The organism is Paenibacillus sp. Marseille-Q7038 (assembly GCF_965111595.1).
The window spans coordinates 2,421,652-2,439,302 of sequence record NZ_CBCOOM010000001.1 but is presented as its reverse complement, the minus strand read 5'-3'; the positions used below and the strand labels follow the sequence as shown (position 1 = coordinate 2,439,302).

Sequence of the window (17,651 nt, the reverse complement as noted above, 5' to 3'; positions counted from 1 at the left end):
CCTAAGCAGCGCATTCATAACTAAGCCTGGAGGAGAATACACATGGAACGTACTTTTTTGATGGTGAAACCAGATGGCGTACAACGTGGACTAATCGGACGAATTGTTAGTCGGTTTGAAGATAAGGGTTTTAAACTGGTTGCAGGGAAATTCGTACAGATGACTGACGAACAAGCAAAACGTCATTATGCAGAACATGAAGGCAAGCCTTTCTTTGAGGAACTCGTGTCCTTTATTACATCTGGGCCGGTCTTTGCCATGGTATGGGAAGGCGAAGATGTAATTGAACTTGCTCGGGTGGTCATTGGGAAAACCAAAGTGAAAGAGGCGCTCCCTGGAACGATTCGCGGGGATTTTGCGGCAGTTACTCCGCATAATCTGATTCATGGTGCTGATTCTCCTGAAAGTGCAGCTCGTGAGCTTTCTAACTTCTTTAATGAGGATGAACTGGTAACTTACAGTAAAACGATTGCTGCCTGGACATAAACGAGTGATCTTTCCGTAAGAAGGAAGGAATCAAATGTCACTGCTTGAAAAAGGTTCGGAACAGGATGACTATGTCCTGTTTATTCATAAGATCAAGACAGCTACTGGAATTGATCTTGCCCAGTATAAAGAAGCTCAAATGAAGCGGCGATTGACTACCCTTAGGTTAAGACATGGGTACGATTCTTTTGCCGCTTTTTTTGAAGGGATGGAACAGAATAAAGCACTATTTCTAGATTTTCTAGATCGAATGACGATTAATGTGTCTGAATTTTGGAGGAATCGGAATCGGTGGGAAGTACTGCAAAACACATTGCTTCCTTCCCTTACTTCCCATCTTCCGCTTAAAGTATGGAGTGCCGCTTGTTCTACGGGAGAAGAGCCCTATACACTGGCAATGATTCTTGATATGGCGGGTTTGCTTTCAAGTAGTAAAATCATAGCCACTGACATTGATGATGGGGCTTTGGCGAGGGCAGAGCAAGGTACATATCTGGAACGTTCCTTAAAGGAAGTTCCTGAGCAGGTAGTCAAAAAATATTTCAAACCTGAGGGATTGCATTATAAAATTGATCCTAAACTTGCGGAAGCTGTCCATTTTAGTAAACAAAACTTGCTATTGGACTCCTTTGAGGACGGGTTTGATTTGATTGTGTGCCGAAATGTGATGATCTATTTTACTGAAGAAGCGAAGCATGTGCTTTATCAGAAATTTGCAAATGCACTTCGTCCTGGCGGGATTTTATTTGTGGGGAGTACAGAACAAATTTTTTCACCGGGAGAGTACGGCCTTGAAGGAGCAGAGACATTCTTTTATCGTAAAAAATAAATGCATAAAGAACAGCTGAAATGTCTCATACTGTAGCAATCAGATAGGATGGATAGATCTGGAGGCTAAAGTTATGGATAAACGAGTTGTGATTACTGCCTACCGGCAGGGAACGATTAGTATTTTGGAATGTGCTCAGATTCTTGGACTCGATCCTTCTCAAATGAAACAGGTCCTTGGCAGTATAAAGCCCGATATTATTCTGCAAAATAGCAAGAGATCGAGGCAGACCAGTCTGATGGGAAGCAAGTAAAGTCAACATGAAAAACACGCAGGTTCATGAATTTGAATCTGCGTGTTTTTTTATGAATAAGAACATTTCTTGTCAAAGATATCATGCTATACTATAATGATCAAAGATTAAAGGTTTTAGCAGTTTAAAGCTTAACAGTATAAAGGGGGAACGTATTATGAGTCTTCGTTATTTAACCGCAGGGGAAACGCACGGACCCCAATTAACCGCAATCGTTGAAGGTCTTCCGAGCAATATGAAAGTGGATTTTGAGGAACTGAATTTCCAGCTTCATCGCCGTCAGAAAGGATATGGCCGAGGACGTCGTATGCAAATTGAGAAAGATACCGCTGAGTTTGTTGGTGGAATTCGTCACGGATATACAACCGGGGCACCAGTGGCGCTCGTTGTTGAGAATAAAGACTGGACGCATTGGCGTAATATTATGAACATTGAACCGATTGAAGGCAGTGATGAAGAGAAGCGCAGAGTGCATCGTCCACGTCCAGGTCACGCAGATTTGAATGGCGGGCTTAAATATAATTTGAAAGATCTCCGTAATGTACTAGAACGTTCTAGTGCAAGAGAAACCGCGGTACGTGTTGCTGTGGGCGCGCTTGCACGTCAACTACTCTCGGAGTTTGGTATAGAGGTTGCCGGTAGAGTGCTTCGGATCGGAGAGATAGAAGCTCCTTACGAAGATCTTCCGCTCGAAGAACTTCGTGCTCGTACAGAAGCTTCATCGGTTCGCGTTACGGACGAAGCAACAGAGAAAAAGATGGAAGCTTACATTGATCAAATTAAGCAAGAAGGCGATTCCATCGGCGGAATCGTAGAATGTATTGTAGAAGGAGTTCCTGTTGGTCTTGGAAGCTACGTTCAATATGATCGGAAGCTAGATGGACGTATTGCACAAGGGGTCATGTCAATCAATGCATTTAAAGGTGTAGAGATTGGAATTGGATTTGAGGCGGGTACGATTCCTGGCTCCCAGGTTCATGATGAAATTCTGCATACAGAAGATAAAGGGTACCACCGTGCAACGAATCGCCTTGGCGGATTTGAAGGCGGGGTAACGAATGGCATGCCAATTATTGTACGCGGAGTAATGAAGCCCATTCCGACGCTTTACAAACCGCTGCAAAGTGTAGATATTGATACTAAAGAGCCGTTTACCGCTCAGGTGGAACGTTCAGATGCTTGCGCTGTACCAGCTGCGAGCGTTGTAATGGAGCACGTAGTTGCTTTTGAAGTAGCTAAAGCATTCTTAGAAAAATTCGGTGGAGATTCTATAGAGGAGATCCGGGCTAACCTCGATAACTATAATGCACAATTGGAGCGTTACTAATGATGCGGGAGTTAAAGGTTGATCTAGGAGAACGATCGTATCCCATCTATATTGGCAGTGGTCTTCTTGAAACAGCAGGAGATTATGTTCAAAAGCATGGAATCAGCATAAAAAGTCCCTTGCTTGTTATTACGGACGAGAAAATTGCTCCTCATTATCTGGACACACTTCTCACTTCTCTGAAGACTGCCGGGTATGAAGTAGCATTTGCTGTGGTACCGAGCGGTGAAACCTCTAAGTCGCTGAAGGTTTATGAAGAGATGATGACAAGTGCTATTGAAGCAAAGCTGGATCGCAGCTCGGCTATTCTTGCGCTTGGAGGCGGAGTGGTTGGAGATTTAGCTGGATTTGTAGCCGCTACTTATATGCGAGGAATCAAATTTGTACAAATCCCAACGACGATCCTAGCTCATGACAGCAGTGTAGGTGGGAAAGTCGCAATTAATCATCCACTCGCTAAAAATATGATCGGTGCTTTTCATCAGCCGGAGCTAGTCCTTTATGATGTTGACACCCTAATGACATTACCGGATCGTGAGGTATCAGCAGGTCTCGCAGAGATGGTAAAGCATGGACTGATTAGGGATGCAGCATTTGCCCATTGGTGTGAAAAAAATGCGGATCAGTTATTATCTCTTGATAAGGATGCCTTAGCGTATGGACTACTCAAAGGTTGTGCGATCAAGGCAGAGATTGTTTCTCAGGATGAGCAAGAAAACGGAATTCGCGCTATCCTGAATCTTGGTCATACCATTGGTCACGCGATTGAAGCCATTGCGGGTTATGGTGAGTTCCTTCACGGAGAAGCCATCTCTATCGGGATGGTAGGATCAGCTAAGCTTGGTGTCATGAGGGGAGCAGATGCTTCACTATATGAAGATACAAAGCGGATGCTTAAGGCGATTGGACTACCGACTTCCCTTCCCGAGCATCTGAGTACTGAGGATATTATGTCTGCGATGATGCATGACAAGAAATTCAGAGAAGGTCATATGGTCTTTATTATTCCAACAGCAATTGGTGAGGTCATCATTGCCAAAGATGTGCGGGCCGAGGATGTTCGACTGGTGCTTGAGGAACTGAAGAAGGAGGTGTGAGATCGGATGTACACAAGAGGTATTCGCGGTGCAACAACCGTTGTAAGTAATACGGAAGCAGATATTGTGAATGAAACGAGTAAACTTCTAAAAGAAATCGTCCAAAAGAATTCACTTGATCCTGAGTCGATCTGCAGTGTATGGATTACACTGACTAAGGATCTTGATGCTGCATTTCCAGCCAAGTCTATTCGTGAATTACAGGGATGGGAGCTGGTTCCCCTCATGTGTTCCCAGGAGGTACCTGTCAAGGGATCACTGGAGAAGTGTATTCGATTCATGATTCATGTGAATACGGACAAAACGCAAAAGGAAATGGTTCACGTATATCTAAATGGGGCTAAGGCTTTGCGGCCGGATTTAGCAGAATCATCGAATACATAGGTGAAAATGGCTCCTTGCCAAGACATGTAGATATAATGTATAGTGATTGTTAGCAGAGATGAGAAGAGTTTAGAGTTTAGATAAAACTTTAATTGAGTAGAGTATAGCAGAGCTGAGACGAGTTCCTATGATTTATGGCTTATGTGCGGCAGCGCATATGGGTAGCATAAAGAGTGAGGAACAATCATTGAATTCATACTTTAATGTATGGACCAATGTGGAGAGATGAACATGGATTTTAGCGATATCGTGTACTTATGAATCACAGCATGGGCCATATTTATAGAAATATGGATGCTGTGAATAAGAGTTTATATGCTTCCTTCGATCAAGTATCTTGGGATAAGACTCTTTTTTGTACATAGATAGATAAACCTCCATGATCGGATCATGCTGTTTACACTTAACTTTATTATTGTTTTTATGAACCTCTACGTTCTCGTAGAGGTTTTTTTGCGTAAGCACCCCACTACTTTCATCCATCTACACTCTGCCCATTTTAATTAAAAGGAGTGTTTTATGATGAATAGCGAAGCACAGCAAGTATTAAAATTAGCAACAGAATATAATCTGATTCCTGTTGTAAAACGGATTTTAGCCGATATGGAGACACCCATTCGATTGTTTAGCCGTTTTGCAAATGAGGAATATGCATTTTTATTGGAAAGTGTTGAAGGAGGAAGCCAGTGGGCTCGATATTCTTTTATTGGCACAGCCCCTTTTTTATCGATAGCAGGGAAAAATGGTGTATTAACACTCACGCATAAAGGTCAAAAATCACAAATGAAAGGAAAACCGATTGAAGAATTGAAGGCACTGCTGAGGCAATACCGCAGTCCAAAAATAAAGGATTTGCCTCCCTTTACTGGTGGAGCTATCGGATTCTTTGGATATGACTTGCTTCAATATTATGAAAAACTTCCGAAACATCAAGTGGATGACCTTCAAATGGAAGATATTCAGTTTATGTTCTGTGATGAAGTTATTGTCTTCGATCATGTGAAGCAGCAGATCCTCCTTGTGGGCAATGTACATGTGAATCCGGGAGATCTGGATCAAGATATTCTTGAAACTTACCAAAGAGTGACAGATCGGCTGGAACAGCTCGCAAGTCAGCTCGCAGAAGAAGGACCTTCGGAGAATGTGAATCGTCGATCGATTCCAGACAGTGTAGAGCTGGGGACGGTGCACTCGAATCTGACGAAAGAAAAGTTTCTCGAAAATACGGAGAAGGCAAAGGAGTATATTCGAGCCGGAGACATTTTTCAAGTGGTATTATCCCAGCGTTTTCATATCGAGACGGAAGTATCACCTCTTCAAGTATACCGTGTACTCCGAACACTAAATCCTTCTCCTTATATGTATTATCTGAAAATGGAGGAAGAGATCATCGTAGGTACTTCACCTGAACCGCTTGTAAAAGTGGATGGAGGCCGCGTGCAAACAAGACCGATTGCGGGAACTAGGCCACGAGGAAAGACAGAAGCACAGGATGCTGAATTAGCACAAGATTTACTTACTGATGAGAAAGAACGTTCTGAACATCTTATGTTAGTGGATCTTGGTCGTAACGATATCGGAAAAGTCAGTGAGTTTGGCAGTGTCACATGTGACTCGTTTATGGAAATCGAGAAGTATTCGCATGTGATGCACATGGTATCGAATGTCTCTGGCAAACTCAGAGAAGATCGTGATTTCTTTGACGCATTTCTATCATGTCTGCCCGCAGGTACGGTGTCTGGGGCTCCTAAACTGAGAGCAATGGAGATTATTGCTGAATTGGAACGAGAAGCGAGAGGAGCTTATGCAGGCGCAATCGGGTATCTCGGTTTTACAGGCAATATGGATACATGCATAACAATTCGTACCATTATTTTTAAAGAGGGTAAAGCTTACGTGCAAGCAGGGGCTGGAATTGTATGGGACTCGGTACCTGAAAAAGAATATGAAGAAACTGTAAATAAGGCAAAAGCTTTGCTGACCGCCATTCGCTACGCAGAAGCGATGTTTCCTGTACAGCCATCAGCTCCAGCGTATGCTAACCAAGACTACATTTGTATGTCATCAAATCAAAAAGGATAAGGAGGAGGAGAACATATGAGTATGCTAAGCAGCGTGACTGCCATCCAGCAGGGTCTACATAAGATATTAGGTGGGGATCATCTGTCACAGGAAGAGGCAAGGCTTGTTATGTCTTGTATCATGAATGGAGAGGCGACCTCCTCACAGATTGGCGGATTGTTAACTGCACTTCGCATGAAGGGCGAAACGGTGGATGAGATTACAGGTTTTGCCCAGGCTATGCGGAGTTCTGCTAATAAGATGATTACGGACCAGGAAAATTTGCTCGATACTTGCGGTACCGGAGGCTCCGGTATCAGTAAATTTAATATTTCTACAGCTTCAGCGATCATTGCCTCCTCCGTATCGGTACGGGTAGCTAAACATGGTAATCGTTCCGCAAGTAGTAAAGCAGGTAGTGCGGATGTACTTGAAGCGTTAGGCGTAAATATTCAGCTGAACAATACGCAAGCTAAGGCCTGTTTAGATGAAATTAATATTTGCTTCTTATTTGCCCAGCTTTATCATCCATCAATGAAGTATGCCGCAGCGCCTCGTAAAGAATTAGGTTTTCGTACCGTATTTAATATGCTAGGTCCACTTACCAATCCGGCTGGAGCGGATCGGCAGGTATTAGGACTATATGATATCAACAAGACCGAGATTATTGCTGAAGTACTAGGAAGGCTTGGTCTCAAAAGAGCACTCGTGGTGGCAAGTTATGATGGTCTTGATGAGATTAGCATTTCAGACAAAACAAAGGTATCTGAACTTAAGAATGGAGCCGTTCATACGTATGACATTCATCCCAATGACCTTGGTCTTCGTGTACATCCGCTAACTAGTGTGCTTGGAGGCAATGCGGCTGATAATGCAGAGATTATAAAAAATGTCTTATCAGGGGAAATAAGCCCTTATCGTGATATTGTTCTTGCAAATAGCGGTGCCTCAATCTATGTAACCGGTCTTGCGGGAAGTTTGGCTGAAGGCGTTCATATGGCAAAGGGTGCTATTGATTCCGGCAAAGCCTATGCAAAGCTGACACAACTTATTCAGAAAACGGGGGAGTATGACCATGAGTACGTATCTTGATCGCATTGTAGCCACCAAAATAGAAGAAGTAGCAAAGCTTAAGCAAAGCTTTGATCTTACTGCAGCTGAAAGAAAGATTGCACAAATGCCAAACACAAAAGGATTTGAGCAGGCCTTATCGAGATCGCACAGTTGCGGGATGGGACTTATTGCAGAAGTGAAGAAAGCATCCCCTTCAAAAGGTCTGATTCGCCCTGATTTTGATCCTGTGCGTATTGCTAAAGCATATGAAAAGGCAGGAACGGATTGTATATCCGTTTTGACAGACGAATTGTATTTTCAAGGCCAGGCCGCCTATTTAACGGAGATTAGAAACGAAGTGAATGTTCCCTTACTTCGTAAAGATTTTATCATCAGTGAGCTTCAGATTACGGAAGCACGCTTGATTGGTGCAGATGCGATCTTACTTATTGCCAGCATTCTGACACAAGAGCAGATGAGGGCCTATCACCAGTATGCAAAAGACCTTGGTCTTGACGTTCTAGTTGAAGTGCATGATGAGCAGGAACTTACACAGGTACTTGATCTACATGTTGCCACTCTAATTGGAATTAACAATCGAAATCTGAAGACTTTTGAAACGGATCTGAATACAACCGCTCTCCTATCGCAACAGGTTCCTGTGGGCATCACTTTGATTAGTGAAAGCGGCATACGAACAAAGGCGGATGTTGATTTTTTAAAAACAACAGGTGCAAAAGGAATTTTGGTTGGAGAACAGTTTATGCGTAACGAAAATGTACGTGAAGCCGTGCTTGAGATGATGGGAACGGGGAACTGAAATGATGTCTATTCGTAAAGAAAACGAGAAGCCGCTTGTAAAAATATGTGGACTTCAGGACGTTGAAGTGCTAAAATCTATGAAACACTTAACTGTCGATTTTATTGGATTTGTTTTTGCAAGATCAAAGCGTCAGGTGACTGCAGCGCAAGCAGCAGACCTAGTGAATGTATTATCAGCATGGGAAGTGCGTCCATTACCAAGATCTGTCGGGGTATTCGTAAATCCCACAGTGGAGGAGATCGAAGAAATTCTTCGTCAAGTATCGCTCGATGTGATTCAGTTACATGGTGATGAATCTCCAGCATTATGCCGAGAACTAAGAGCTAAGTTTGGTGTAAATGTATTCAAAGTGTTTTCTTTGAATAACGATCCTAACCAAGCGGCTGAAGATATAGATGTAAGTCTCGCTCCCTATGAAGGAGTAGTAGATGCCATTCTTATAGATACCTTTGATCCTGTATACGGAGGCGGTTCTGGTCGAACTTTTTCCTGGGAACGAAGCACTCCCTATCAGTTATGGGCACGGTATATGCAAATTCCGCTGTTTGTAGCCGGAGGATTAGAGCCTGATAATGTACATGAACTTGTTATTGGTTATGCACCAGATGGTGTTGATGTATCAAGCGGTGTAGAGACAAATGGAATAAAAGACATAAATAAAATGACAGCTTTTGTGGAAAGGGTGAAGAAGGCATGACACTAGTACCGGATGTATATGGTCGTTTTGGACCTTTTGGAGGACGTTATGTACCTGAGACATTGATGAATGCCCTGATTGAACTGGAAGAGGAATTTAAACGTTTTTCCGAAGATGATGAATTTAATGAGGAACTCCGTTATTTGTTAAAACAATATTCAGGCAGAGAAACACCTCTCTATTACGCTGAACGCCTTAGTCATCATTTGGGTGGTCCAAAAATTTATTTGAAGCGAGAAGATTTGAATCACACAGGCGCTCATAAAATTAATAATGCACTCGCACAGGGACTTCTTGCAAAACGGATGGGCAAAAAGAAAGTCATCGCGGAGACAGGAGCAGGACAGCACGGAGTAGCTACTGCCACCGTTGCAGCGCTGTTAGGTCTTGAGTGTAAAGTATTCATGGGTGAAGAAGATACAAAACGGCAGCAACTGAATGTGTTCCGTATGAACTTACTCGGAGCGGAAGTCATTCCGGTTACGTCAGGTTCTCGCACGCTGAAAGATGCGGGCAACGAGGCCTTAAGATACTGGGTAAGTAACGTGGAAGATACGTTCTATATATTAGGTTCTGCAGTCGGACCTCACCCGTATCCGCTCATGGTCCGTAACTTTCAGCGTGTGATTGGTGATGAGACCCGTCGTCAGATCCTGGATAGCGAAGGCAGACTTCCGGATGTTGTAGTTGCACCTGTTGGCGGCGGAAGTAATGCCATTGGTATGTTTTATCCTTTTGTTGAAGATGAAGAAGTGCAGTTGATCGGCTGTGAGGCTGCTGGCAAAGGGGTGGATACGGAATTCCACGCTGCAACGATGAGCAAGGGAACACAAGGAGTGTTCCAAGGTTCAATGAGTTATTTACTTCAAGATGAATATGGGCAAGTTCAAGAGGCTCACTCGATCTCAGCTGGACTTGATTACCCGGGTGTAGGTCCAGAACATTCCTATCTGAAGGACATTAAGCGTGCTCAGTATGTTCCTATAACAGATCAAGAAGCGCTGGATGCACTACAGCTACTCAGCAGAATTGAAGGAATTATTCCTGCACTTGAATCCGCACATGCGGTTGCAGAAGTTGTGAAATTAGCTCCAACCATGAAGAAAGATCAGATCATTATCATATGTCTCTCAGGCCGGGGAGACAAAGATGTGGAATCCATTATGAAATATACCGGAGGTGGACTCGCATGAGTATCCGATTAAACCGGATGGATGAGACCTTCCAAACCCTACAAATGAGCGGAAAAACAGCACTTATTCCTTTTATAACAGTGGGTGATCCAGATCTGAGCACGACTGTTGAGATCATTCGTGAACTCGAAAAGGCAGGGGCTGATGTGATTGAACTAGGCGTACCTTATTCTGACCCGCTTGCAGATGGACCCGTCATTCAGCGTGCTTCTGAACGAGCACTAAAACAGCAGATTACGATTCGTACATGTATGGAGACCGCTAAACGTGCACGTGCAGCAGGAGTGAAGCTGCCATTTGTACTCTTTACATACTACAATCCCGTGCTTCAGACAGGTCTGGAACTTTTCTTCGACTTGTTAGTAGAGCATGATATTAGCGGTATGATCATTCCGGATCTTCCGATTGAAGAATCTGCACAGATTCGTGAGTATGCGGATCGTGCCAATATTCATCTTATTCCCTTAGTTGCGCCGACATCGAAGGAAAGAATAAAGAAAATCGTCTCGAGCGCAAGAGGATTTATTTACTGTGTATCATCACTTGGGGTAACAGGGGAGAGAGCTGCATTCCACCAAGAAGTAGATGAATTTATTACAACGGTAAAATCATATACAACTCTTCCCGTTGCTGTTGGCTTTGGGATATCCAGCCGTGAACAGGTAGAACATTTTTCTGAAATTTGTGACGGGGTTATCGTAGGCAGTGCAATTGTTAGAGAGATCGAGAATACGATTCCTTTGCTATCAAAACCAGATACGAAGGAAGAAGGACTTTTGCAAATACGCCAGTTTGTGGCACAATTAAAAGTATAATTTTGGATTTTTTTCATTATCCACAAGGGAGGGCTTGCTTATGAAACATAAATCTACTATTGGTAATTTACCCGTATATAAACCAGGAAAGCCCGTTGAAGAAGTGAAAAAAGAGCTGGGACTCAGTGAAGTGATTAAGCTTGCATCGAATGAAAATCCTTATGGCAGTTCGAAGCTTGTGGGGGATGCAATTCAGGCAGAACTTGCAAATCTGAGTATTTATCCGGATGGTTCTGCAGGAGAACTTACAGCCGATTTGGCCGTACATCTGGGTGTGAAAAATGATCAAATTATTTTTGGCGCAGGTTCGGATGAAATCATTGCCCTGATCGCTAGAGCCTTTTTCGTTCAAGGTGACGAGACAATCATGGCGGATCAAACTTTTTCAGTATATAAAAGTAATGCAGATATCGAAGGAGCAGTAAGTATCGAAGTTCCGCTTGTTAACGGTACGCATGATCTGGAAGGTATGTTATCAAAAGTCTCTTCCAAAACAAAAATCATCTGGGTATGTAATCCGAATAATCCAACAGGTACCATTATCACTGAGAAAGAGCTTACTTCCTTTATGGATCGTGTTCCTTCTGAAGTGATGGTCGTTCTTGATGAAGCTTATTATGAATATGTTACAGATAAATCCTATCCGGAGACGATTCCTATGATGGAGAGATACACTAACCTTGTTATATTGCGAACATTCTCCAAAATTTACGGACTTGCGTCTTTACGAATAGGTTATGGTATCGCGAGTCCCGAAGTGATCTCATTAATTAATCAAGTCAGAGAACCTTTTAATACAACAAGATTTGGTCAAGTTGCTGCTCGTGCTGCGTTGCAGGATCAAGATTTTGTAAAAGCGTGCCGTGATAAGAACCGTGAAGGTGTCACTTATCTACAAACTGCATTTGATCGTTTAGGTCTTCACTATTTCCCTTCACAAGGTAACTTTGTACTTGTACAAATCGGCAGACCGGCTGCCGAGATGTTTGACATCTTACTGCGACAAGGGATCATTATTCGTTCTGGGTTCCAGGTTTATCCTGACTACATCCGGGTATCTGTCGGTACACCGGAACAGAATCAAGCGTTCATCAAAGCTCTAGAGCATGCGCTTACCCCTGAACGCTCGGAAGTATAGTACATTGGGAATGAAAACAAAAGAAATAAATTGCAAAATTGCAATCTTTGGCGTGGGACTCATTGGAGGGTCTCTCGCCCTTTGTTTTAAAGGGAAGCCGGGAATAGAAGTAGTTGGTTACGCGCATGAGCCGGAAATTCAAGAAAGATACCTAAAGAGCGGCGTACTTGATCATGCAACCTTATCCATGGAAGAAGCGGCACTGGATGCGGATTTCATTTTTTTAAGTGTACCGGTCGGCATGTTAAATTATTATCTTCAAGAACTGAATAAACTTCCGCTAAAGAAAGGCTGTATCATTACGGATGTAGGCAGTACGAAAACCTCGATAACAGAAGCTGCGAAGACACTCGATTTCCGTGATGTTTATTTTATTGGCGGGCATCCTATGGCAGGTTCTGAACGATCTGGTGTAGAGGCAGCTTCACCATTGCTATTCGAAAATGCATATTATGTGCTCACGCCTCAGCCGGAGATAGAGGAAGACGTCTATAATAAGCTTGATAATCTGCTGTCTTATACTAGAGCACAAGTCATCAGGGTAGAACCTGAACATCACGATGATATTGTGGGAGCTATTAGTCACTTACCTCATATTATTGCGGTAGCCCTGGTCAATCAGATCAGCAGCTATAACCAAAATGAACCTTTATATCAGCTGCTTGCAGCGGGGGGGTTCCGTGATATTACCCGTATTGCGTCGAGCGATCCGGTCGTATGGCGTGATATTTTACTTAGTAACCGTGATGTATTACTGCGACTTCTTCGAGACTGGAATAAGCAAGTAGGACAGTTCACTCAGGTGCTGGAGGAAAGCAATGGGGAAGCGCTTGAAGCTGCTTTTCGTGAAGCTGGTTTATTTCGAGATCAATTACCAGAGCGAAGAAAAGGAATCATCAATGCTTTATTTGACATCTATATTGATGTTCCGGATACCCCGGGAATTATTGGCAAAATTGCTACGGAACTGGGGACGGCTCGGATCAACCTGAGCAACATGCAGATTATTGAAAGCAGAGAAGATGTACCAGGCATTCTCAGATTGTCCTTTCGACAGGAAGATGATATGGAGAGAGCAATTGAACTTCTTACCAATCTGGGATATACCGTACGAAGCTAAGAGAGAGGGAAAAGCCCTCTCTTCTTTGTTTATAAAATCGCTTTATTTAAGTAAATATGCAATAAAATAGATAAATGTATAATTATGGTTGACAAAATGAAAACGGATACATATAATAAAAGTACAGTATGGTTTCTCTCCACTCCTATCCAATAACTGGTTGCATATCATTACGGCAAGCTGTGAACATTGTTCACAGCTCTTTTTTTGTCTAATTTAAATAAGACAAAAAACTTTACAAATAAACCGTCCGGACGGTATACTTAATATGTTTAGTAATTGTATTGCTTTATTAAAGAAAGAATAAGAAAAGAGATTATAAAACACACATGTGGAGGTTAGAAATGAATGCATATGTAATCCTAGCATTTGCCATTATTGCGGAAGTGTTCGGAAGTTCAATGATGAAATTATCTAATGGATTTAAAAAACTGTACCCAACGCTTGGGGTAATAGCGGGGATGGTCATGAAGATTTTACGGATTATCTTTAGCTTTAAAAACAATCCCATTAGGTACTGCTTATGCAATATGGTCTGGAGTAGGTACTGCACTTACTGTATTAGTTGGGACCTTCGTATATAAGGAGAAAGTAACCACAAGAAAAATGATTGGAATATTATTGATTATTGTTGGAGTAGTTGTAATGAAACTTGCGACAGATTAATGAAAGGAGATCCGTACATGAGACAGGGATATATTTATTTATCAATAGCGATTTTGGGTGAGATTTTTGGTACAACCATGCTTAAAATGTCAGAGGGGTTCGCCCATTTATTACCTAGTCTAGGATTAATCATGGGGATGGGACTCGCCTTCTATTTTTTATCATTAAGTTTAAAGACAATTCCTTTAAGCTTAGCCTACGCGATTTGGTCTGGAGTAGGAACGGCTTTAACGGCACTGATAGGGGTTGTCATTTGGAACGACCCCTTTGGCATTTTAACGGGTGTCGGACTTATTCTTATCATTGGTGGTGTAGTTATTTTAAATACATCCAATGCAACTAGGACAGTTCAAGAATCATCTAATTAGAAGAAAGGAGTGCCTTATGAGAAGTAATTCCAAACGAGGAGAGATATTAGCTTCTGCTTCGTATATTGTCGAGAATTTAGGAATGGACAAATTAACCTTAGAGGCCGTTGCCAATAAAACTGGGATTAGTAAAGGTGGCTTATTGCATCACTTTCGTAACAAAGAAGCTTTAATTGAAGGAATGATCATCGAGTACACAGAACAATTTATTGAGGAACTTACATCGATTACAAGTAAATCGAATGAGCAAGGAAAGTGGATAAGAGCGTACTTAAACGTAATACTCAATGATAAAGCGTTAGTAAGCGGTCTAGCGGCATCTGTTGCGCAATGAATTATAATCCTTCTTTGCTTGACCGAATGCAGGAAATGTATCGTGTAATTACGAATGGAATATCTAATGATGGCGGCGATGTAATTGATTCAACCATTGTGAGACTAGCCGCTGATGGTCTGTGGTTTTCTGAAATTTATGGATTAGGAAAAATGGATGAAGATACAAAAGAAAAAGTAATAAAGAAACTACATGATATGATAAATAAAGATTTTCAAAACTAACAGTTCCTGGATAAGAAGCTTTACAATCTAACTGTCGTTCTGAAAGATGAATAGCAGGCATCGAATATAATTCGTTGCCTTTTTTTGCGCTCTCTTAGATAGGATCGTGTGAATAAAAACAAAAAAATTAGCTTCCATTGATTAACTGTATAAAATCTATAATGTCGTGTAAGATTGATTTTGTTCTATATATTGGTTAAATAGAGAACATCAGTCATCAAGATCATTCACAAAGAAGAAGGTATAGCAATGTTACTATTTATAATGTTTATTTGTCTTTTATTCTCCATACTCTTTATAGTGAGAGAGGGAGAGGATATTCTCAAAAAAGTTGCTTTTGTAGTGTTAGTTACTAGTGTACTATTAAGTATACTACTTCTTAATCATGCTACATTTGGTGGTATGAATAACGATATTGAATTTCTTTCAATCTTTGTTTTCAGTGCATCCTCGATTTTTGAAAAAGTGGAAATATTGTTCTGTATTTCTTTAATAGCAATGACTGTCTATATTTTTTCTACTAAAAATCAATGATTTTTAATCATAAAATTTTAATAACACAGATTTTAAACAATGGGTCACGATCAATTCGGCGCCTATTTTTTTGCTTATATGACTAGATCAAACGGGTCCACTTAGTCTTAAAGTAGTATAGACGTAAAATAAATAACAAATTTTTCATAAATTAATAGGGAATCTTTGGTTGGTAATATGGTATAATGTTCCTTGGGTTAATAGGTATGATTAGGAAAGTGTTACTACATAAGGGTTTACAAGAAAGAGAGTAAGAACTAGATAGCTATTTACAACATCATAACAAAAATTACATTTCTGTAATTATATTCAATCATATTATAGGGTTCCTGCTCTAAAAAGTGTTGTTACAGGCATTTTTATATACCTGGGCACTATGGAACTGCAAGGAGGAGCTTAGACCTAATGGATGATTCAGAGTTGATTAAAGAAATAAAAGCAGGAAATATTGAGCTGTATTCTGAGCTCATGGGACGATATGAAAGAAAGATGTATGCATTTGTCTACCACATGCTTCGCAGTTCTAGACTTGAACATATGTCAGAAGATTTAGTATCAGAAACCTTTTATAAAGCTTACCGAAGTTTGAATTCCTTCCGCGAAATTGATGCATCTTTCTCTACCTGGGTGTATACTATTGCTAGAAATACGGTTCTTAGCGAACTTCGAAAACATCGAGGAAGTAATATTCCGCTGGAAGAAAGTGGAGTTATTCCTGTTGCTTCTTTGGATACAGCTCCTGAACAAGCGATGCTGAGAAATGAACGTGTCATTAAAGTGCGTGAAGCAATTAATAACTTGCCTGATAAGCAGCGAACCGCTCTTATTCTCAGAGAATACGATCAGCTCGAGTATCAGGAAATTTCGGATATTTTAGGGCAGACCGTTAGTTCCGTTAAATCTTTATTGTTTCGTGCACGGATGAGCGTCAAGAATCAGTTGCATTCGTATTTCTTTGAACCGATCTATGAGGAATATGAAGGGATGAAGAGTCAATGAATTGCAACGAAGCCCAGGAGTGCATGGCACAAGTTTGGGATTTGTCCGCACAGCATCCGGTACGAGTTGAACTGAATAACCATATAAAAGAATGCCCAGAGTGTGCCTTTGAATATAGTAAGTGGGAAGAATTATACGATCTGATTCCCGAGACTTCAGATCCTGTTCCCGAAAAATCGCTTCAATCGATGCACGGTAAGGTAATGGACAAGATATACAGCGATCATCCGCATATTCAAAGAACGGATATCAAACCCTATAAATGGACGAATACGACGGCGATTCGCTATTCAATCTGGATTTCTGCTTGTTTAGCCGTATTGTTGTGCAGTATTGTGCTGATGGTATGGAAGGTGAGTTCTAACGGCGGCGATGCAAGCATGAATAACGGTGCTGGGATTGTTCCTACCGGAGTAGCGAATAGTGCACCGGCTTTCAGTTTGTCTAACCATGATCCAAAGGGGGCTTCTGGAATTATTGAACCTTTTGTAGCAGGGATCCCAGCTTACCCTCAGTACTGGATGTTCTTATCTCTGCTAGCTTTGGGGATGGCTCTATTCTCTTTACGCAGAATGCATCACATTACAAAATAACAAAAAGAGAAGGAGGCATATCTTGAAATGAGAATTGGTCTAATACGTCACGGACTTACTGATTGGAATGTAGCTGGACGAATTCAAGGACGCAGCGACATACCTCTTAATGAAGAAGGCAGACTGCAGGCAAAGCTGCTTGGAGAACGTCTTCTTACTGAACCCTATGAATGGGACTATATTATAACGAGCGGATTGTCTCGCGCACAGGAAACAGGAGAAATCATAAGCAGTATTATTAATGTTCCCATGCTTCCGCCGGATGAACGTCTTCAGGAAAGATCTTTTGGGCAGGCAGAAGGCCTAACGCAAGAAGAGCGAGAAGCTAAATGGGGAGTAGACTGGAATTTATTAGATTTAGGGCAGGAAAAGGAACCTGATATGCGAGTAAGGGCCCTTACATTTATTAATGAATTGGCGCAGACTCATCCTCATCAGCATATTCTCGTTGTTTCACATGGGGCTCTGCTTGCTCAGTTATACAGAGCACTGTACGAAGATCAATATACCGAGAGAATTGGAAACTTGTCTCTTACCATACTAGAGAACGAAGAAGAAAAATGGAATCCCTTGCTTTATAACTGTACTAAGCATTTAATGGATCCTTCCTTTGAAAAATCAAAAAAATAAAAGCTGCGTAAATAACCCGAATACAGA

Annotated in this window: 20 protein-coding genes and 1 pseudogene; all 21 read left to right on the top strand. The window is 41.6% G+C overall.

Annotated features, from left to right (window positions below; translation table 11 throughout):
* Window positions 1-42: 42 nt before the first annotated feature.
* Window positions 43-486, top strand: a complete 444-nt coding sequence (gene ndk / locus ACWPWY_RS11530; RefSeq protein ID WP_454191825.1) for a nucleoside-diphosphate kinase — start codon at window positions 43-45, stop codon at window positions 484-486.
* Between the two features lie 34 nt (window positions 487-520).
* Entirely contained in the window at window positions 521-1,315 is a 795-nt protein-coding gene (locus ACWPWY_RS11525) for a CheR family methyltransferase (protein WP_454191824.1), read from the top strand.
* Between the two features lie 73 nt (window positions 1,316-1,388).
* Entirely contained in the window at window positions 1,389-1,568 is a 180-nt protein-coding gene (locus ACWPWY_RS11520) for a hypothetical protein (RefSeq protein ID WP_454191823.1), read from the top strand.
* A gap of 157 nt (window positions 1,569-1,725) precedes the next feature.
* Window positions 1,726-2,895, top strand: coding sequence for a chorismate synthase (gene aroC, locus ACWPWY_RS11515; protein WP_454191822.1), 1,170 nt, complete (start codon window positions 1,726-1,728; stop codon window positions 2,893-2,895).
* Window positions 2,896-2,897: 2 nt separating this feature from the next.
* Complete coding sequence (gene aroB / locus ACWPWY_RS11510; RefSeq protein WP_454192866.1) at window positions 2,898-3,992, top strand: 3-dehydroquinate synthase; 1,095 nt, start codon at window positions 2,898-2,900, stop codon at window positions 3,990-3,992.
* A 6-nt stretch (window positions 3,993-3,998) separates the two neighbouring features.
* Complete coding sequence (aroH, locus tag ACWPWY_RS11505; RefSeq protein WP_454191821.1) at window positions 3,999-4,376, top strand: chorismate mutase; 378 nt, start codon at window positions 3,999-4,001, stop codon at window positions 4,374-4,376.
* Window positions 4,377-4,895: 519 nt separating this feature from the next.
* Complete coding sequence (trpE, locus tag ACWPWY_RS11500; RefSeq protein ID WP_454191820.1) at window positions 4,896-6,458, top strand: anthranilate synthase component I; 1,563 nt, start codon at window positions 4,896-4,898, stop codon at window positions 6,456-6,458.
* Between the two features lie 21 nt (window positions 6,459-6,479).
* Window positions 6,480-7,529, top strand: coding sequence for an anthranilate phosphoribosyltransferase (gene trpD / locus ACWPWY_RS11495; protein ID WP_454192865.1), 1,050 nt, complete (start codon window positions 6,480-6,482; stop codon window positions 7,527-7,529).
* The gene (gene trpC, locus ACWPWY_RS11490; RefSeq protein ID WP_454191819.1) at window positions 7,513-8,310 is read left to right on the top strand and encodes an indole-3-glycerol phosphate synthase TrpC; all 798 of its coding nucleotides are present in this window, start codon (window positions 7,513-7,515) and stop codon (window positions 8,308-8,310) included. The genes trpD and trpC overlap by 17 nt, the downstream gene beginning before the upstream one ends.
* A 1-nt stretch (window position 8,311) precedes the next feature.
* On the top strand, window positions 8,312-9,010 hold the full coding sequence (locus ACWPWY_RS11485; RefSeq protein ID WP_454191818.1) for a phosphoribosylanthranilate isomerase: 699 nt from the start codon (window positions 8,312-8,314) through the stop codon (window positions 9,008-9,010).
* Window positions 9,007-10,203 (top strand): tryptophan synthase subunit beta, encoded by a 1,197-nt coding sequence (gene trpB / locus ACWPWY_RS11480; RefSeq protein WP_454191817.1) that lies wholly within the window; start codon window positions 9,007-9,009, stop codon window positions 10,201-10,203. Before ACWPWY_RS11485 ends, trpB begins: the two co-directional genes overlap by 4 nt.
* Entirely contained in the window at window positions 10,200-11,018 is an 819-nt protein-coding gene (gene trpA / locus ACWPWY_RS11475) for a tryptophan synthase subunit alpha (protein WP_454191816.1), read from the top strand. Before trpB ends, trpA begins: the two co-directional genes overlap by 4 nt.
* Window positions 11,019-11,058: 40 nt before the next feature.
* The gene (gene hisC / locus ACWPWY_RS11470; protein ID WP_454191815.1) at window positions 11,059-12,156 is read left to right on the top strand and encodes a histidinol-phosphate transaminase; all 1,098 of its coding nucleotides are present in this window, start codon (window positions 11,059-11,061) and stop codon (window positions 12,154-12,156) included.
* A gap of 10 nt (window positions 12,157-12,166) precedes the next feature.
* Window positions 12,167-13,276 carry a prephenate dehydrogenase gene (locus ACWPWY_RS11465; protein ID WP_454192864.1) on the top strand — a complete coding sequence of 370 codons (1,110 nt, stop codon included), beginning with the start codon at window positions 12,167-12,169 and terminating at the stop codon, window positions 13,274-13,276.
* A 344-nt stretch (window positions 13,277-13,620) separates the two neighbouring features.
* Window positions 13,621-13,942: pseudogene (locus ACWPWY_RS11460) on the top strand (DMT family transporter).
* 17 nt (window positions 13,943-13,959) lie between these two features.
* The gene (locus tag ACWPWY_RS11455) at window positions 13,960-14,310 is read left to right on the top strand and encodes a DMT family transporter (protein ID WP_454191814.1); all 351 of its coding nucleotides are present in this window, start codon (window positions 13,960-13,962) and stop codon (window positions 14,308-14,310) included.
* 16 nt (window positions 14,311-14,326) lie between these two features.
* Complete coding sequence (locus ACWPWY_RS11450) at window positions 14,327-14,644, top strand: TetR/AcrR family transcriptional regulator (protein ID WP_454191813.1); 318 nt, start codon at window positions 14,327-14,329, stop codon at window positions 14,642-14,644.
* Entirely contained in the window at window positions 14,641-14,868 is a 228-nt protein-coding gene (locus ACWPWY_RS11445; RefSeq protein WP_454191812.1) for a hypothetical protein, read from the top strand. The genes ACWPWY_RS11450 and ACWPWY_RS11445 overlap by 4 nt, the downstream gene beginning before the upstream one ends.
* Window positions 14,869-15,807: 939 nt before the next feature.
* A complete protein-coding gene (locus ACWPWY_RS11440; protein WP_454191811.1) occupies window positions 15,808-16,401 on the top strand; it encodes an RNA polymerase sigma factor in 594 nt (197 codons plus the stop codon).
* Window positions 16,398-16,994, top strand: a complete 597-nt coding sequence (locus ACWPWY_RS11435) for a hypothetical protein (protein WP_454191810.1) — start codon at window positions 16,398-16,400, stop codon at window positions 16,992-16,994. Before ACWPWY_RS11440 ends, ACWPWY_RS11435 begins: the two co-directional genes overlap by 4 nt.
* A gap of 27 nt (window positions 16,995-17,021) precedes the next feature.
* Entirely contained in the window at window positions 17,022-17,624 is a 603-nt protein-coding gene (locus ACWPWY_RS11430; protein ID WP_454191809.1) for a histidine phosphatase family protein, read from the top strand.
* Window positions 17,625-17,651 lie beyond the last annotated feature (27 nt).

Excerpts from the sequence above, each read along its gene's own strand:
- aroB (WP_454192866.1), top strand. The coding sequence starts at position 2,898 with ATGCGGGAGTTAAAGGTTGATCTAGGAGAACGATCGTATCCCATCTAT.
- ACWPWY_RS11445 (WP_454191812.1), top strand. The coding sequence starts at position 14,641 with ATGAATTATAATCCTTCTTTGCTTGACCGAATGCAGGAAATGTATCGT.
- trpB (WP_454191817.1), top strand. The coding sequence starts at position 9,007 with ATGACACTAGTACCGGATGTATATGGTCGTTTTGGACCTTTTGGAGGA.
- ACWPWY_RS11435 (WP_454191810.1), top strand. The coding sequence starts at position 16,398 with ATGAATTGCAACGAAGCCCAGGAGTGCATGGCACAAGTTTGGGATTTG.
- trpA (WP_454191816.1), top strand. The coding sequence starts at position 10,200 with ATGAGTATCCGATTAAACCGGATGGATGAGACCTTCCAAACCCTACAA.
- aroC (WP_454191822.1), top strand. The coding sequence starts at position 1,726 with ATGAGTCTTCGTTATTTAACCGCAGGGGAAACGCACGGACCCCAATTA.
- ACWPWY_RS11520 (WP_454191823.1), top strand. The coding sequence starts at position 1,389 with ATGGATAAACGAGTTGTGATTACTGCCTACCGGCAGGGAACGATTAGT.
- trpC (WP_454191819.1), top strand. The coding sequence starts at position 7,513 with ATGAGTACGTATCTTGATCGCATTGTAGCCACCAAAATAGAAGAAGTA.
- ACWPWY_RS11485 (WP_454191818.1), top strand. The coding sequence starts at position 8,312 with ATGATGTCTATTCGTAAAGAAAACGAGAAGCCGCTTGTAAAAATATGT.
- ACWPWY_RS11525 (WP_454191824.1), top strand. The coding sequence starts at position 521 with ATGTCACTGCTTGAAAAAGGTTCGGAACAGGATGACTATGTCCTGTTT.
- ACWPWY_RS11430 (WP_454191809.1), top strand. The coding sequence starts at position 17,022 with ATGAGAATTGGTCTAATACGTCACGGACTTACTGATTGGAATGTAGCT.
- hisC (WP_454191815.1), top strand. The coding sequence starts at position 11,059 with ATGAAACATAAATCTACTATTGGTAATTTACCCGTATATAAACCAGGA.
- trpD (WP_454192865.1), top strand. The coding sequence starts at position 6,480 with ATGCTAAGCAGCGTGACTGCCATCCAGCAGGGTCTACATAAGATATTA.
- ACWPWY_RS11455 (WP_454191814.1), top strand. The coding sequence starts at position 13,960 with ATGAGACAGGGATATATTTATTTATCAATAGCGATTTTGGGTGAGATT.
- ndk (WP_454191825.1), top strand. The coding sequence starts at position 43 with ATGGAACGTACTTTTTTGATGGTGAAACCAGATGGCGTACAACGTGGA.
- ACWPWY_RS11450 (WP_454191813.1), top strand. The coding sequence starts at position 14,327 with ATGAGAAGTAATTCCAAACGAGGAGAGATATTAGCTTCTGCTTCGTAT.
- ACWPWY_RS11440 (WP_454191811.1), top strand. The coding sequence starts at position 15,808 with ATGGATGATTCAGAGTTGATTAAAGAAATAAAAGCAGGAAATATTGAG.
- ACWPWY_RS11465 (WP_454192864.1), top strand. The coding sequence starts at position 12,167 with ATGAAAACAAAAGAAATAAATTGCAAAATTGCAATCTTTGGCGTGGGA.
- trpE (WP_454191820.1), top strand. The coding sequence starts at position 4,896 with ATGATGAATAGCGAAGCACAGCAAGTATTAAAATTAGCAACAGAATAT.
- aroH (WP_454191821.1), top strand. The coding sequence starts at position 3,999 with ATGTACACAAGAGGTATTCGCGGTGCAACAACCGTTGTAAGTAATACG.